Source organism: Candidatus Pantoea multigeneris, assembly GCF_011752615.1.
Classification (GTDB): Bacteria; Pseudomonadota; Gammaproteobacteria; order Enterobacterales; family Enterobacteriaceae; genus Pantoea; species Pantoea multigeneris.
In genome coordinates this window covers 720,794-738,873 of the sequence record NZ_VWXF01000002.1, presented here as the reverse complement: position 1 = coordinate 738,873, position 18,080 = coordinate 720,794, and the positions used below count along the sequence as shown (strand labels likewise).

Annotated in this window: 3 protein-coding genes; all 3 read right to left on the bottom strand. The window is 58.0% G+C overall.

The window, feature by feature from the left end; all coding sequences use genetic code 11:
- Positions 1 to 2: 2 nt before the first annotated feature.
- The 3 genes from F3J40_RS08610 to F3J40_RS08600 are packed head-to-tail and all read right to left on the bottom strand — an operon-like array spanning position 3 to position 17,959.
- Positions 3 to 1,247, bottom strand: coding sequence for an aminotransferase class I/II-fold pyridoxal phosphate-dependent enzyme (locus F3J40_RS08610; protein WP_167013711.1), 1,245 nt, complete (start codon positions 1,245 to 1,247; stop codon positions 3 to 5).
- A gap of 21 nt (positions 1,248 to 1,268) precedes the next feature.
- A complete protein-coding gene (locus F3J40_RS08605; protein ID WP_167013709.1) occupies positions 1,269 to 2,288 on the bottom strand; it encodes an NAD-dependent epimerase/dehydratase family protein in 1,020 nt (339 codons plus the stop codon).
- Positions 2,285 to 17,959, bottom strand: coding sequence for an SDR family NAD(P)-dependent oxidoreductase (locus tag F3J40_RS08600; protein WP_205297256.1), 15,675 nt, complete (start codon positions 17,957 to 17,959; stop codon positions 2,285 to 2,287). The genes F3J40_RS08605 and F3J40_RS08600 overlap by 4 nt, the downstream gene beginning before the upstream one ends.
- Between the last annotated feature and the right edge of the window lie 121 nt (positions 17,960 to 18,080).

Sequence of the window (18,080 nt, the reverse complement as noted above, 5' to 3'; positions counted from 1 at the left end):
GATTACAGCGCGTCAAATTCGCGCGCAACGTCGGCAATAATCCCGACTGCGGTGTCAATCTCTTCGCGGGTATGCGAAGACATAACGGAAATACGCAGGCGCTCTTTATCCGGTGGAACCATCGGATATTCCATGATGTTGGCGAACACACCACGCTCAAAAAGACGGCGGTTGATATTGCCGGCGACGGAAGGTTTGTCGAAGAAAACCGGAATGATGCCCGATTGCCCGCGCAGGATCGTGAAGCCTTTTGCGACTAACTGGTCCTGCATGTAGCGCACGTTGTCATGCAGGCGCGCAATGCGTTCCGGTTCTTGTTCCATCACGTCCAGTGCGGCAGAAATCGCGGCGATGGTCGGCTGGGCTAAGCCTGAGGTGAACAGATAAGGGTAGGCGAAGTGGCGCAGCATAAAGATGTATTCGCTTTTGCCCGACACGAACGCGCCTTGTGCGCCCAGTGACTTGCTGCACGTTGACATCCGCAGGTCAACCTGGCCGAGCAGATCCAGGTGTTCCAGCGTGCCTCTGCCAGTTGGGCCGACGGTGCCCAGACCATGAGCATCATCGAGGATGGTGATAACGTCGTGGGCGCGGCAGATATCGATGTAACGCCTCAGATCAATAATCGAACCGTCTGTGGAGCGCACGCCTTCCACCGTTGAGAAAATCTGTGTTCCTGGCTTCAGGCGCTGACGGATTTTCTCCAGCATGCGTTCGAAATCATCCAGACGTTCTGGATCAAAGGTATAAAACGGCACGTTAGTCATTTTGATGGCGTTGATCACGCTGGCATGACTGTTCTGGTCATAGATGATGGCATCATTGCGATTCATCAGCCCGTTCACCCAGCACAGGTTAGCCATGTAGCCACTCGGCAACAGCACCGCATCTTCATGGCCCGCTAACGCGGCCAGGCGCAGTTCCAGTTCTCTGTGCTGTCGGGTATAACCGGAAAACGCCGGGGAGCCGCCGGTGCCAATGCCGAATTGTTCTACGGCTTCGACCACCTTACGTTTGACGTAAGGGTGATTGGCCAGGCCCAGATAGCTGTTTGAGCCGAATACCAACACATTTTTGAACGTATCACTGTGCAAATCTTTATAAGCCATTTGCGCATCAACCGGACCGTCGCCCTGACGGCCAAACATAAAGCCTTTTTCTTTTTCTTTCAGATACACGTCGTAGCGCAATTTCACGCGTTCTTTAAACGGCTTTCGTTCCAGTTCAATCAGGTCATGAAAATCCATTATAAAAACCCCTTTAAGTGTTTATTTTGTCACTGCGAGAGATCCCGATGGTGCAGGAGCAATAAAACCGTTGGCCCGATACCAACTGGCGCACTCCTCCACCATTTGACTCAGGGAAACCGGCTGATAACCCAGAAAACGTTCTGCTTTAGCACTGCTGAAGTAATAGGTGCCTTTGAAGACCCGCAGGCGATAGGCGTCCAGAATTGGCTCGCCGGGGATCAACCGCGGAAATTTTTCCTGCAGCAGGGTTTTGAGATAAAACCAGGCATAAGGGGGGCGCGAGAGGGTAGCCTGGCACTCGGTGACCGCTTCAATCTCGCTGATAAGATCGGTATAGCGCACGTTTGCCCCGGCAAGAATGTAGCGCTCGCCTGCGTTTCCCTGACTCAAGGCGCGGACATGGGCTTCCCCGACGGCTGTTGCGCTACAGAAACTGGCCCCACCCGGCGGCATAAACGGCAGCTGGTTGTGGATCACCGCCAGTACCATCCGGCCCCACTGCATGTTGTAGTCGTAGGCACCCAGCACTTCGGCGGGATTCAGGATGACAGCCGACAGGCCGCGATCGCAGGCCCGGTAGATCAACGCTTCGGCCTGCAATTTGCTTTTGGCATAGGGATTACCGGCGCGAAAACCCGTTAATGCCGTCTCTTCGGTGGCTTCGGCCTGCGGCGTGTCGTGTGCCCCAATCGTTGAGGTCGTGCTGGTGTATACCAGGCGGGCGATGCCTGTCTCCAGCGCGGCATCCACGACACAGCGCGTACCGTTAATATTCACCGCTTCAAGCAGTGGCCAGTCACGAGGGTTACTGCTGGTGTTCCCTGCGGTGTGAATCACGGCATCCTGCCCGGTCATGGCGGCACGCAGTGCCACGCTGTCGTGCAATTCGCCCTGCACCAGCTTCACCCCAAAGCGGGAAAGAAACGCCACGTTGGAAGAGGCTCTGACATAAGCCGTTACCTGATGCTGTGCGGCGACTAACGCTTTCACCACGTTCAGGCCAACGAAGCCGTTTGCCCCGGTAATCAATACGTTCATGACGTCTGCTCCTGCTGGTTAAGTTGTTCAAGCGTCTTCCAGAAGGCTTTGCGACCTTCGTTTTTGCTCCGCATCGGGAGCGCCGCAGGGTTTTTATCCGGGTTGGCGGCTAAGCCCTCAAGCAGGGTGACTAACTGTTCAAGCAACTGTTCTAACTGCGTTTCCGTGGTATTCAGCCCCTGAGCGTGAATATGCAGACTGACGCCGTGCGCTTCGACACCGACCACCAGCGCTAAATGCAGCGTGGGTTGCAGGGAAAAGAGTGCGTTGACGCCTGCATTGACGCTGGCCGATGGGGTATCGCCCAGGATAGCCACCGCGCTGTCAAACAGCGGGGCGTCGTCAACCCAGAGGGCTATTTGATCAAGGGCGTCAGCATGGGCAAGGTATTGCGCCAACTGCTGTTCAACGCTGTCGAGCCATGGGCCGACCTTGTGACGACCCACCACCTGAAGACGCGCTGGCGTGACCTGTAATGCCTCGTCGTTGAAACCACGCATCACGCCAAACTGGGCGAGCCTGACCCGCATGTGGCGGTTAGCCAGCAGCGCCCAGCCTGCGACCACCAGCGTCTCAAAGGCAATTTCCAGCCGCTGAGTGGCGGTTTGCAGGGCGGCGACGCTCTCCTGGCTGAGCAGTCTGGTGACGTGTAGCGTGGCCTCGTCATCCCGCGCCTCTGCGCCATTCAACAGGGCCGGTGCGATCAGTGAACCCACATCATCATCAACATGAAGTTGCTCAGCCCAGAAAGCGGAGTTGGACGCCTCGGCCGGGGCTGCGCCTTGCGCGATTGTGCGGGCAAACCACGCCTGCGGTACGGGGTGTTGCGTATGTTCGGCGGACTGTCTCATCGCCTCACGCCCACTGTTGCTGGCGGTGCGTCGGGCGATATCGCGTTCCAGCACGGCGTGAAGATCGCAGGGGATTTCAGCGAACGGATAACCAGGGAACGCCACGCGATGGCGTGCGCTGTTACGGTGTAACAAATGCCAGTCAACCTCACAGCCACGGCACCACAGGGTTGCTACACGGCCAAGTTGCTGGTTTTGCAGCAGCGCGGCGATGAAATCCTGACCGGCCTCACCGGCAATGAGCTGCGAGACTTCTCTGGTGTCGAGAACGTTGCCGCTATAGATGTGGGCCTGGGTGTGCTGTGAAGCCGGTTGAGCGATAAATTGAGCCAGCTTCGCCTGGAGATCGGCCGTGTGGGTGGCGACGATCGCCAGGCGGTTGTCAAACATCACACGCCCCACCTGGCTGGTGTAGGCCAGATCCGCCAGGTGCAGCACATCGCCTTGCTGCGCAACAAAATCGTGCAGCAACGTCGCGTAGGCTTGCAGGCGTTCAGGGCGCTGGGCAGATAACACCACGATCTGCGGCGTATTGTCCTCAGGCAGTGAATGCGGATTTAGCATCACCACGTCTTCGGGAGACTCAACCACCATAAACGCCGTTGAGCCGCCCATGCCGTAGGCATTGATCCCGGCGATACGTGTGCCACGGCCGTTGGCCTCCCACGTTTGCGCCTCACTCGGGAACAGGAAGGGTGAAGTCTGGTGCTCGAAGGACGTATTCACCGTGCTGAGGTTGGCGCACGGCGACACACGGCCATGCTGCATGCTCAGCAAGACTTTGATTAAGGAACAAATCCCTGATGCCGCCTCCATATGCCCCAGGTTGGCCTTGGTGCCGAGTGCGCAGAATTGCTGCGCGCCTGTCTGACGGCGTAGCGCGTTGGCGAGCGCCTTCAGCTCGATAGGATCACCCAGCTCAGTCGCCGCGCCGTGGCTCTCGATATAGGTCAGTTCATTGACGTTAATGCGCGCTTCATCCAGCGCCCGCACTGCGGTCTCTTCCATCACCGACAGATTTGGCAGGTATTGCCCGGCTCCGGTTCCCGCATGACCAATGCTCGAACCACGCAGAATACCGTAGAGCGTATCGCCGTCGGCGATCGCAGCGCTCAGGCGTTTAAGCACCACGATGCCGCTCCCTTCGCTGGGGATCAGGCCATTGGCATGTTCATCGAAGGTGCGTTCTTTGCCATCCGCAGACAACACTTTCATATCCTGCAACAGCATGTATTTGCTGGGGTGCAGGCTCAGGTTAATGCCTCCAGCCAGCGCCATATCACACTCACCGCCGAGTATGGCTTTACGCGCGATATGCACGCTGGTCAGTGATGAAGCACAGGTGGTGGCGACGCTGAAACTTGGGCCTTTCAGATCCATCAGGAAAGAGATGCGGTTAGCCAGTTCACTGATGACCGAACCTGCGCCCGGATAATTGCCGGTACGGGCATAATAGTCCGCCATCACCCAGGTGAAATCTTCATTCATGGCCCCGACGTAGACGCCAACCTGCTGGGATTTCAACGCCGCTGGCGTATAACCGGCATGTTCCAGTGCATGCCAGGCGGAACGAAGCAGCACGCGCACTTGCGGATCGAGGCGGCTTGCCTCCTCGGCGCTCATGCGGAATAAGTCAGGATCAAACACGTCTGTCTTGCTGAGGAAGCCACCGCGATCCACATAGCGCGGATTGCCGCTATGCGTCGCGTCGACGGCCCAGCGTGTCTCTGGGATGCCGCTGAGATTCTCTGCTCCCGCCTGTAGCGCTGACCAGAATTCAGCCAAATTATCGACACCCGGGAACTCACCCGCCAGCCCGACAATCGCGACGGCGTCGTGGTCGGTACGCGTCGATGCCGGAGGCGAAAACGCGGGGATAGCACGAGCGAACGGCGAGCGGGTGATGTTCACTGGCACGGAGGTGATCGTCGCGCTGGCCGGATGGGGGTTAAGCTCTGGGGCTGGAGTCTCAGTCTGCTTATTACCGTAATGCTGGCATAGGTAGGCCGCCAGCTTCGCGGTCGTGTTGTACTCAAAGGGCGCCGTTTTCGACAAGCCAGCGTACGCTTTCTCCAGCGCCGCACGCAGCTCCATCAGCATCACGGAATCCATACCAAGTTGCTCAAAGGTGGCCTCGACCGCAATATCCTCTTCCGCAATTTTTGTGACGGCGGCGATGTGCTGTTTCAGTACCTTTTCGCTGTGCTGATATGCGCTATCCTGCGGCCGGGCGGCTTCGGCACGGGCCACCTGCACCGCTGGCGCGGCGTGCGTGACGTTGTTGACCGGAATTCGCAGCGCACGCGCGACTTTATCGCGTTCGCCAGCGGCGACAAGCAGCTCAGGCCGCAGGGCAAGCAGGGCGCGCTCAAGGGCGATAATGCCTTGTTGTTGCTGCAAAGCCTGCATGCCGGAGAACTCAAACAGCGAGGCCTCTTCTTCAGCCAGGGCCATCTGCCCACTGGCCCACAGCGGCCAGTTAACGGACAGGCTCTGGCCGCTGCGCAATCCTGCGCTGACCTGCTGCTGACGCCACACGGCATGGCTATCCATAAAGCGGTTGCCCGCAGCGTAAGCGCCTGAACCTAAATCGCCGAGCACGGCAGAAACCGAGGAGAAGTTAATAAAGACGGACAGCGGCTCTTGCGCGGTGGCGCGATCGAGGGCGACCAGACCATCGATTTTCGGGCCGATCAGCGCAGTGAACTCCCGGTCTGACAGGGCGGTTATCGGGGTGTCGCTGGCGACGCCCGCGCAGTGCAGCACGCCCTGGAGCGGGCCAAATGCCGCTTTCGCCTGTGCGAGCAGGCTCTCTGCCTGGCCCGGAAGGGCGATATCGGCCGCGATATAACGGACATCAGCCCCCAGCTCACGCAGCGCGATCAACTGCTGTTGGACTTCATTACTGATGTCGGCTGAACGGCCATTCAGGACGATATGCGCCTGATAGCGGGAGGCCAGATAGTGCGCCATGAGCAGACCCAGCTTGCCCGCACCACCGGTAATTAAATAGTGTCCGCCATGGATGAAGGGCAGCTTCTCTGCCTGTCCCGTTCCGGTGGCGGCCGGTGGCGCGATTTCGACCAGTTGGCGCTGATAGCGCTGGCCGTTCCAGTACGCCAGTTCCAGCCCTGGCAGGGAAGCGGGACGCTGAACACACTCCTGATAAATCTCGCCCGCCAGCGCTGTCGTATTCCCGGCATCGCTGCGTAACGTGAAGAGTTCGAAGCGATGGTTGATGGTTAACAGCGAACGGGCATAGCCACTGATCGCGTCCTGCTGAGGCTCAACCTGCGCCCGCTGGGCACGATAAACGTGCATACAACGCATCACCTGGCCCGGTTGCCCCTTTTCCAGGGCGATAAACAGATGGCGTAAGGTTTGCAAACCGGCATGTAACTGCGCGGCACTCTCTGCGCCGGTCAGCGTGTCAAAATGCACGTCAGCGCCCAGCGCATGGACGATATGTGTCGGCCAGAGCTGCTGCGCTTTGAGCTGTACACAGAGTCGTTCAATGTCTGCAGGCGACTGAGCGTCGAGGCTGAAATGGTGAGGGTCCTGTTGTTGGTAGTGGTCGCCAGGTTGCACGCCGATCACTGTCGCCGCGTCGCCATACAGCGCACGTAAAGCCTCACTCAACTGTGCATCATTGCTCAACACCAGGATCTGCGATGTGGTACTGACCTGCGCAGCGGCGGCGAGCAGCGCTGGCTGCCAGTCATAGCCGTAATAGCGCACATCTTGCTGCGGCGCGGGCAGGGAGGCGGTCGCCCCTTTCTCCAGCGCGCGGGCGGCAAAGGCTTTAAGGCGAGCCAGTACGCGGCCATCGGTGTCTAACAGGGCGATGTCATGTTTTTGCACATGGCTGTCAGCCTCCGTCGCTTGTACCGGGGTGGCGTAGACATAGCAGGCTTTCCCCAGCGGATGACGGAACTCGATTTCGCCCAGATAGAACGGCACGATCGGCGTGCCAGGATCAGTCGGCGTCAACCCTACGGCCAGACAGGTGCGCAGAGCGCCATCCAGCAGTGAAGGATGCAGACAGAAGGCGTCCGGTGAGGAGACAGAATCAGGCAGGCACAGATAGCTCAGCGCGGCATCGGCGAAACGGTAGCGCTCCTGCGTGACCTGATAGCCTGGGCCATAGGCGAAGCCCATTTTTGCAAAGTCGGCATAAAATGCGGCGCGATCGTTTTCCCGCAGGCCCCGGCTGCGCAGGGCATCGAGATCAATCCACTCATCAGCGACGTCTACCTCTCTGGCGCGATAAACCAGCTCCGCTTCCGCCGCGATGACGTCAGTATTGAGGTTGCGCACGCCAATTTTAACGCTTTCATGATCCTGATAGACGAGATCAATCGCCAGCGCGACCGGCTCGTCCTCTATCTCAACAGCATTCATCCACATCAGATTGCGGATCGCGGCCACGCACCAGCTATTTTCGATGGCTAACTGGCCTGCCGCGCGGATCATTTCAACGTAAGCTGAACCCGGCAAAATCACCCGGGCTTTCTCGCGGCCAATCACATGGTCGCGCAGCCAGGACTCCTGACCGGTCAACTTTTTACTGAATTTTTGCTGCGCCAGCGTCGAAATATTCTCGTCTATCAATGGATGCAGCGCGTGCGTGCGCCCCTGCGTGCCTGGCTCTCCCGGCAGCGCCAGCCAGTGGCGGCGTGTGTTCAGCGGCAGAGCAGGGAAGGAGACCCGACGCGGGCCGCCTGCGGAGGCGGCTGGCTCGCAGAGCGGACGGGCAAAGTGTTCCCAGTTCACATCCAGCGTGGTGGTCCACAAGCGCCCCAGACGGACGAGCTGGCGCTCCTGTACCAGGCCGGTCACCAGCGTCTCCAACTGCTCAGGGTCGAGGATGGCGTCCAGACGATCGTTACTGCCCGCGATGCGTCCACGGAATACCTGTCGGGCGCTGCCTTCATCGCGGTATTGCTCAAGCTTGCCCAGCAAATCGGCTGGGCTGCTGGCCACCACCGCCAGTCGTTCGGCCATCGCCTCGCGGCCAATTAAGGATGAGAAGGCCAAATCAGCCAGGACCGGTGACGTTTCAGGTGATGCCACCGCCTGCGTCAGGAAGGTAATCATGCGTTCCACATAGGCGGATAACCGGGTCTCGCTGTCTGCGGAGAGCACCCACAGGCAGGATCCGCCGATGACAGGCGCGGTGACGGAGAGTGTCGGTGCTTCTTCAATCAGCACAGACGCGTTCGATCCTCCGGCACCGAAGGCACTCAGGCCAGCCCGGCGCGGGCTTCCCGGCTTCGCGTGCCACGCTTCAGGTGACTGCACCACGCGGAAGGTTGAGGTCTCAAAGTTAATCCGGCTGTTTAGCGTCTGTGCATGCAGTGAGGGGACAAACTGACGATGACGCATTTGTAGCAGGATCTTGGTCAGGCCCGCGATCCCGGCGGCCGACTCCAGATGCCCGATATTACTTTTCACCGATCCGATACGACAGGAGCCCGGCAGGAGCGGAGTGTTCACGCCTTTTTCGGCATTGATGCGCGTAAAGGCTTTGGACAGACCAGCGATCTCAATCGGATCGCCTAACTGGGTGCCGGTACCGTGCGCTTCGATATAGTCCACCGTCGCCGGCTCCCAGCCTGCGCGCTGGAAGGCGTGACTGATAACATTGCTCTGCGCTGCCTGGTTCGGCACCGTAAAGCCGCTGGTTTTCCCGCCATGGTTAATCGCCGTGGCTTTGATCACGCCATGGATCTGGTCGCCATCGGCCAACGCCTGTTGCAGTGGCTTAAGCAGAACCGCACCCATTCCCTCACCCGGAACATAACCGTCGCCCCCTTCACCAAAGGCACGGCAGCGGCCTTCGCTGGACAGGAACTGGCTCTGCCCGAGCTGGTAATATTTCATCGGATGGACGATAAGATTGATGCCGCCCGCGATCGCCATTTGACAGTCGCCATTTTGAATCGCCTGGCAAGCCATATGCAGCGCGGTGAGGGACGATGAGCACATGGTATCCAGTGCCACACTGGGGCCATTCAAATTGAAATAGAATGACACCCGGTTTGCCACCGACGAGTGTAACGACATCGGGAAGCCGGTTTTATACTGTTCGGCGGTGGTTTCAATGCACTGATATTGCGCCCACATCACGCCAACATAGACCCCGACCTGCGATGTACTCAGCGCGTGACGCGAATAGCTGGCGTCTGAGACGCACTCCCAGGCGGTCTGTAAAAACAGCCGTTCCTGAGGATCGAGTAGCTCCGCTTCGCGAGGGGAAATATTAAAATACTGGCTGTCGAACTGATCGATATTGTCGATAAAGCCGCCCCATTTGCTGTAGACCTTATCCTTAGGCCCGCGCTCCGGGGAGTAATGCAGGTTGTAGTCCCAGCGGGACAGCGGGATTTCGGTCACGCTGTCTACGCCCGCGGTGAGGTTGGCCCAAAACGCATCCAGGTCATTGGCACCGGGATAGCGGCCACTCAGGCCGATAATGGCAATATCTTGCGTGCCCGTTGTCGGGTGTTGCCCGGCATGCAGGCGAGATCCGTTCAGGAGGCTTGCCAGAGACGGCTTTGATACCTCCTGGGTCAGCGGTTGGGTACGCGCAGCCGCAACGGGCGCGGGCACCGCTTCAAGCGTGCAGGCCCATTCGGCCAGCGTGTGATAACGGAAGACGGCGCTGGCATTGATTCCCTTGAGACGCACGTCGAGCTCATGCTGCAAACGCATCTGGCTGATGGTGTCTAACGGCCACTGATACAAAGGCAGGGTGGCCGTACAGTGTGCTGCGGCAGGACCAATGGCCGTCCTGAGACTGACGAACAGCGTTTCGCTGAGGGTCGGTACGGATTGCGCCGGTTCGGTCACATCAGCGGGCGCTGCGGGCTGCGGGTTGTGTGCAGTCCCGCTCCCTGCGGGCTGCAATGCGGCTGCCTGCTGCGGGTAGTTTTCGCAGAAGAAATCCGTCAGCGTGTCAAGATCCCGGTATTCATAGAACAGGGTTTGCGATATCTCGCCAAAGGTCGCCGTCAGCTTCTCGTTCAACGCCAGGACCATCATCGAGTCGAGGCCGTAATTTGCCAGCTCCGTGGCGGCCTGGACTTCGCCTGCGTCGAGGCGCGTCACTTCCGTGACACCCGCAATCAGGAACTCCAGCACACTGTCACGTACCGAACGGTGACCGGTGTCCTGCGTATCGCGCATGGCAAGGGAAGATGACGCGAAGGAGACGCCATACTCAGGGTGCTGTTCAAGCAGGTGGTCGGCTATTGATGCGAGATCTGCGTATTCATAGAACAGCGTTTGCGAGAGATTATCGAAGGTGGCGGAGAGTTGCTCATTCAGGGCCAGAATCATCATCGAATCAAGGCCATACTCCGCAAGCTGCGTAGAGGCACTGACATCGCCCGCATCCAGTTTGGTGACCGCAATAACGTGACCGATCAGGCTGGTAATCAACGCATCGCGTGCAGATGTTGCGCCAGCCAGCGACGGCATGACGGTGGCCTGCGCGGGTGCAGCATGGCTAGCCGCGTGCTGAACCGTTGGGGTGGAACGGGCGGCGGTGATCCCTAACTGAGGCGCGGCCTGCGTCTGTAGCTGGCTGAGGCTGACCACCACTTCACCGTTGTTGTCCAGCAGATCAATATCGTAACTGGCGACGGTACCAGAGACGGCGGTGCGACGAGCGTAGGCATAGCCAATCCCGGCAATGGGTTTGCACACCTGCAACCCGGCTAATGCCACCGGGACATGGAGTGTTTCTGCGCCGCTGGCAAAGCCCCCGATGCCCAGCGCGGTGCGCAAGGCACCATCAAGCAGGGAGGGCGGCAGAATAAAGGGATCAATCCGCGAGGCTGCTGGCTGACCCTCCGGGAATTTCAACTCGGCGAGCGCCTCATCAGCATGGGCATACAGACGTTCAATGACCTGGAACGCCGGGCCGAAGGTAAAGCCACGCTGCGTGAACGCCGCGTTCACCTCATCACGCTGAACAACCTGACCCTGCGCCATCAGCCGCTGCAGATTAACCGCAGGATAATTAGCGGTCTGCGCTTCACACAGGCGACCGCTGCCGTAGATCTGGCGTTGATCACCTTGCTGACGCTTTTCACCTTGATGGCAATAAATAGCAAAATCGAGGCCACCCTGAGACGGCACCAGTGAGATTTCCATCTCCACCGGGCTGTCGGAAAGCCGGACAGGCTGCTGCCATTTAACATTCTCTACCCGTGACAGGACGGGACGTTCGCCCGCTTCTGGCAACGCTTTGCCGAGCAGAGCCAGCTCACCCGCACTCAGGGCCATTTCTATATAGGCTGCGCCTGGCAAGATGCGATTGCCCCCGAGGCGATGGTCGTTGACGACAAATTCATCGGCATGCAGGGTTTTGCCAAATGCCTGGGCGGCCAGCGTGGAGATATTGTTATCGATCAGCGGGTGCAGTGAGGCGACGCGTGACCCGCTAGCCTCAACAGAGTCTGCCGGCGCAGTTGGTGCCCAGCAGTCCTGACGCTGAAACGCATAGCCCGGCAAGGAGAGGCGACGACGCTGGTGTTGCGTATGCAGCGGTGTCCAGTCAATCACATGGCCGTTGGCCCAGGCTTCGCCCAATTCGCCGAGATTGCCCTGCGATATCCAGGTGCTGACTGGCGGGGGAGACACTGCCTGGCGGGCATTATCGCGATGGCCGGTCATCAGGCCAGCAAGCTGCTGTCTGGTGTAGGCGCGCAGCAGGGTAATCGCTTCTGCTACGGTTTCTGCCACCAATGCCAGGCGGTATTCGTGGGCCACGCGCCCCACCTGTAATGTATAGGCCACATTCTGCAAAGCGAGAGCGGTATGCTGCGCCAGGAAGTCGGCCAGCTCTCCGGCCATGGTGTGCAACGCCGCTTCACGACGCGCAGACAGGATGATTAACGCCGGTTTTCCTTCATCGGCGGCGGCTGGTATCGCTTCGTTGTACTCTTCAACGATCAGGTGGGCGTTGCTCCCGCCCGCGCCAAACGAGCTGATGCCCGCGATGCGTGGAATTTCCTGAGTCACCGTGCTCCCATCGGCCGCAGTCGTGGCAAGCACCGGACGTTGCCACGGGGCCAGCGTCTGCTGAATACGGAACGGGCCACTTTGGAAGTCGATAAACGGGTTGACCACCGCAGACTGGATGGAAGGCACCAGCGTCTGATGCTTCATTTGCAGCAGCACTTTGGTCAGCGCCGACATACCTGCCGCCGCCTCCAGGTGTCCGATGTTGGCCTTCACGGAGCCGATGGCACAGTACTGGCTGTTGTCACCCGCCATCGAAAAGGCTTTATTCAGGCCACTGATTTCAATCGGGTCGCCGAGTTTGGTGCCGGTCCCGTGGGCTTCTACATAGCTGATGTGACGCGGGTTGACCCTGGCCGTGGTCAACGCATCCACAATAAGATCCGCCTGACGTTTGGCATTGGGCACGGTAAAGCCTGACGTTTTACCGCCGTGATTGACTGCGGTGCCGCGAATAATGCCATAAATGTGGTCACCGTCACGGCGAGCCTGAGACAGCGGCTTGAGTATCACGGCCCCGACACCTTCTCCTGGCACATAGCCGGTACCGCCTTCACCGAAGCTGCGGCAGCGACCATCGGAAGAGAGAAAATGCATATTCGATAACAGATGGTACTTGTAGGGGTGCAGCGACAGGTTGACACCCCCCGCAATAGCCACCGGCACATCCCCGCTACGAATCGCGTTGCAGGCCACATGGATAGCCGTCAGGGACGATGAGCACGCGGTATCCAGCGCCATGCTGGGGCCAGAGAAGTTGAAGAAATGCGATACGCGGTTGGCAACCGACCAGTAAGAGGAGTGCGATGTTGTCCATTCGTCTTGCGGGCTGGCGTGAGCGTGGAGCTGGTAATCGCCCCACATCATGCCCACGTAGACGCCGACATGATTTTCCCGCCCGGCCATTGCGGCGGTGAGTTTGTCGGCGGTGTAGCCTGCATCTTCAATCGCGTGCGTGACCGTCTCAAGGAACAGCCACTCGTTCGGGTCCATGATTTCGGTTTCTTTCGGCGAAATATTGAAATAACGCGGATCGAAACGTTCAACGCCAGAGAGGAATCCGCCCCACCGACTGTAACTTTTACCGGGCGTCGCGGCCCCTTCTTTAAACCAGCGGGCGCTCCAGCGCTCGGAGGGGACTTCAATAACGCAATCACGCCCCTGTGCTAAATTCAGCCAGAACTGTTCGAGGTTATCGGCTTCAGGATAGCGGCCAGCAATGCCGACAATCGCGATATCCTCATCGTGTGCATTATGCTGCGTCGATGCCACACGCACCGCTTCAACGGCAGAGGTTGCGGCATTGTGTGCGAAAGTATTCTGCCGGGTTGCGGGGGCTGCTCCCGCCAGGCTTTGACAAACCTCGGCATAGTTTTCAAGCAAATAGCGACTCAGCTCATCCATGGTCTGGTATTCGAAGAACAACGTCATCGGCAGGCTGCTGCCAAAGGTCGTTTTCAGCTCATTAACCAGTTCAATCACCACCACCGAATCGAACCCGTAATCCCGGAAGAACCCGTGACGCTCAAAATGTGCCGGGATCTGCAATTTTGTGGCAAAAATCGTCGACAGCGCGTGAATCACCACGTCCTGTAGTGGGGCGGCGTTGTCTGCTGCGGCTGGGGCAATATCCACCACGTTCAGGGTTTCGTTGATCCGTGCAGTATCACCCGGCATCACCACGATTTGTGTCGCCTGACTTTGCAGTGCGCAGTCAAATGCGGCGATACCGTCGTCGGTCAGCAGCGGAACAATCCCGAATTGTGTTTTCAGGAAAGAGGCTTCTTTCTCCGTCAGGCGCATTCCGCCGTCTTTCCAGTATGGCCAGTTTATTGAAAGCGCCTTGCCGCTACGCAGCCCCTGTTGTTGCTGCACGTTCCGCTGGTGGGCGAAATAGTCTTCGAAGGCATTGCCATAGGCATAGTCGCATTGCCCCATGTTTCCCAACACGCCGGTTACAGAGGAGAACAGCATGAAGAAGTCGAGGGGAAGATCGCGCGTGGCCTCATCCAACAACCAACTGCCGATGGCTTTAGGCGTAATGACGCGTTCAAAGGCCTCATGGCTCTTGCGCAGGATAAAGTTATCTTCGATGACGCCAGCAGAATGGATAATGCCGTTCAGATCGTGACCGTCCGTGCGGAGGGTATCGATTAAAGACTGCACGCTGGCGGCGTCATTGATGTCACAAGCGACATACCGCGCTTTGCCGCCCAGTGCATTAAGTGCATCAAGTTGCTGTTGGCGATCCTCATTCAGTGCAGAGCGGCCAGTGAGGTAAAGGGTGGCGTTGTATGTTGAACACAAATAGCGCGCAAAAATCAGTCCCAACGCGCCAAGGCCGCCGGTAATGAGGTAGGTGCCCTGTTGGCGCAAGACGGTCGATGCCGTATTCAACGGGTTCTGCGTATCAACGGAGGTCGCGGTGGTGAACCGGCGTACCTGACGCGCGCCCTGCAGGTAGCGCACGTCGGCATCTTTGCTGGTATCACTGAATTCACGGTTGATCAGCGCTGGCAGCGCTTCGGGTGCGATGGCGCTATCGCACTGGACGACATGGCCGATGTAAGCAGGCTTTTCGACGCGCAGGGTACGGTAAAAACCACTCATCGCCACAACGTCTGGCAGACTTTCCGCTGCCTGGTGGAAATGGATAAAATGCGCTTTTTTAACCTTGCGCATCAGCGCCTGGGTTAACGCAAACAAGCTGCTCGGCCCGGTTGCGAGGCGCACACTGAAATCGTCATTGGCGAGTGCTGGGCTTACCCACAGGATATGGCTGAATGTCGCGCCCTGTGCCAGCAAGGCATCAACGGCGGCCATGAAGTCGTCGCTGTTGCCTGGCCGAACATATGCGGCAGAGGCGTTGCGTGCGGGTTCAGCAGCGAACAGGATGCGGTGGAGGTGCGTGGCAGGGTTGGCCTGCGCAATCAGCGCCGCCATTTGCGCAACATCCTGTTCGTTGCCGACGAATACGATACGTTCAACGGCATCATTCACTGCGGGTAGCGCTTTATCGACCCAGTAAGGTTGATAAAGATTCACGCCTTGCGGGGGGAGCCAGTTTTGCTGCGGGGCTTGCGCCGGTTTTTTTTCGGCCGGCCCCTCATTCAGCACCCGCAGGCACAGTCCACGGAGTATCAGTACAATGTGCTCTGGGTGGTGGGTCTCTGTCAGGTAAACATCGACGGTGACCGCATCGTTGCTGAGTGTGGTATCACCCGAAGGCATGATGGTCGCCGTCATTGCTGTGCCGCAGGGTTGAACCAGCACCACCTCTTCAACTGAAAACGGCATGATCACCGGCCCTGGTTGATCTGCCTGATGCCCAACGCGCCGCTTTTCGGTCACCCAAATCACCGCGGCCTGGAGGGCACCATCCGCCATCGCCGGGTGAATGATAAAATCATCATCCCGGCCGACAGGCAGCGTGAGATCGGCGATACCGACATCGTCATTAAGAGCGATGTGGTTTATCGATTGCAGGCCTGCGCCATAGCACATCTGCAAATTTTCAAGCCGCTGATAACACGCGGTTTTATCTAACCGGCGACGCCTGTCAGTGGGCATTTCCTCTGGTAAAGTGTCTGGTTGGGCTGCGGATAGCGCGACCGTACCACGGCAGTAAATGTGCGCCTCGTCATCGACAACCTTGAATCCCCACGATGCCTCGCTGGATTGCGGATCGATCTGAATGATGATCTCCTCCGCGGCGCGCAGGCAGCTGAAAGGACGCAGCCAGGTCACCTGAGAGAAGGTCAATTTATCGCTATCCGTGAGCAGGCGGGCTTCGACAAAGGTGGCACGCACCCATTCCAGATACATCACCCCAGGCAATATGGCCTGGCCGCCAATCTGATGGTCGGCAATATAAAAAGCATCGCCTGACAGCGTCATTTTATAGTGCCCATTACCGATGTTGACGACACGTTGCGTTTGGCATGGCTGGGCAGAGTGCGGGCGGGTGGCTTTCTCTTCCGCGGCTATCCAGAACGGGGCATGGACAAACGGGTAAGTGGGTAACGCGACCGCTTGCGGGGACGTTCCCTTAAACAGCGGCGTCCAGTCCAGTTGAGCACCACGGAGATAACTCGCATTGAGCTGATGGAACAGCGGGACAATCGCTGAGTCCGGTACCGTGTTAACCGTCGCCAGTAATGCGGCGGCTTCGGCAGTGGCTTTTTCTGCTTCGTCGGCCTCTACTGCGTCTTCGAGCTGGAGCGGACCACTGGCAATCGCTGTTTCAAGCGCGGCGATAATTGACGCACTGTCACTGCCTGTACAGGCGTAACGATAGGCAAAGTGTTCGCGCCGTGTTAACAGGGTCGCACTCACATCGCCGAGCGCGGCAGCAGGGTGCTGTTGCAGCCAGTGAATCAGATCTTGCTGGCGTTGTAACAGCGCGGCAGGGCTTTTTGCCGACAACGCAATCATATGGGTGTTGCGCAAGGCGGATTTGCTTTTTGAGGTTTTGCGCCGTGCGGGTGTGGGTGCCTCTTCCAGTACGATGTGTGCGTTGGTTCCGCCGAAGCCAAACGAGCTTACACCTGCACGGCGTGGGGTCGCAGCATTTAGGCGTGGCCAGGCTTTGGCCTTTTCAATGAAATAAAACGGGCTTGAGGCGACATCAATGCGTGAATTCAGCGTGGTGAAGTTTCTGAGTGGTGGCAGCGTGCCGTGCTTAAAGGCCTGCAAGATCTTGATTACGCCCGCGACACCCGCTGCGGCTTCCAGATGGCCGATATTACTTTTGACCGAGCTGACGCCGCAAACCGCGTCAGCCAGCGTGATGCCTTGCTGCTCTGCCAGCGTGCTAAATGCCTGGCTAAGACCGGCAAATTCAATCGGATCACCTTTCGGGGTGCCGGTACCATGCGCTTCTATCAGGCCAATGGAGTCAACGGAAATCCCGGCTTGCGTCGTGGCAGTGACAATCACGTCGGCCTGCGCTTCTGCGCTGGGGTAGGTCAGGGTATACGACGTACCGCAATGGTTGATGGCGCTGCCTTTCACGATACCGTGAATGGTATCGCCATCGGCCAGGGCGGCTTCCAGCGGTTTTAACAGCAAGACGCCAGCGCCTTCTCCCCGGACATACCCATCGGCGTTGTTGTCAAAGGAGTGGCAGGCACCTGTCGGGGATAACATGCCCATTTGGGCAAAAGACTGGTGGCGGGTGGAGGTCAAAATGAGATTGACCCCGCCGCTAATCGCCATGTCACAGTCACCATTGGTGAGCGCCTGAATCGCCGCATGCATCGCATTCAGCGAGCTGGAACAGGCGGTATCAATCGCCAGGCTCGGGCCGTGGAAATCAAAGAAATGCGAAATACGGTTGGCAATAATGGAGGTTGCGGTGCCTGTCGAATAATGCGCTTCAATAGGATTATTCGAATTTTCCTGCAGTTCTTTATAATCGTTGTTAAATACACCGACAACCACGCCCACTTTCTTGCCGCGCAAGGCCGATGGCACAATCCCGGCGTCTTCCAGACAAGACCACGTCAGTTCCAGCATTATTCGCTGCTGAGGATCCATGGTTTCAGCGACTTTAGGAATAATACCAAAGAAATGATTATCAAATCCGTCAATGGAATTGAGCAGTGCAGCCCACCGATTTTCACTGGTATCCGGTGATTGTAATGACTCACGACTGCGTGACGTCATCTCTTTATTTCTGGCCGCAATGTTAGCAACGGAATTACGGTGATTGACTATGTTTTCCCAAAACTCGGTATAATCTTTGGCATCGGGGAACTGGCAAGAGACGCCGATAATTGCAACATCCATATGTTTGTCCATATACTTTGCAGGCTCTTATAAGGTTATCTAATTACTATTCCCAAATATTTATTACCAAATCATGAAATTCACAGAAATTCGTCAAGAAGGTCGGCGGCGATTGACGGTG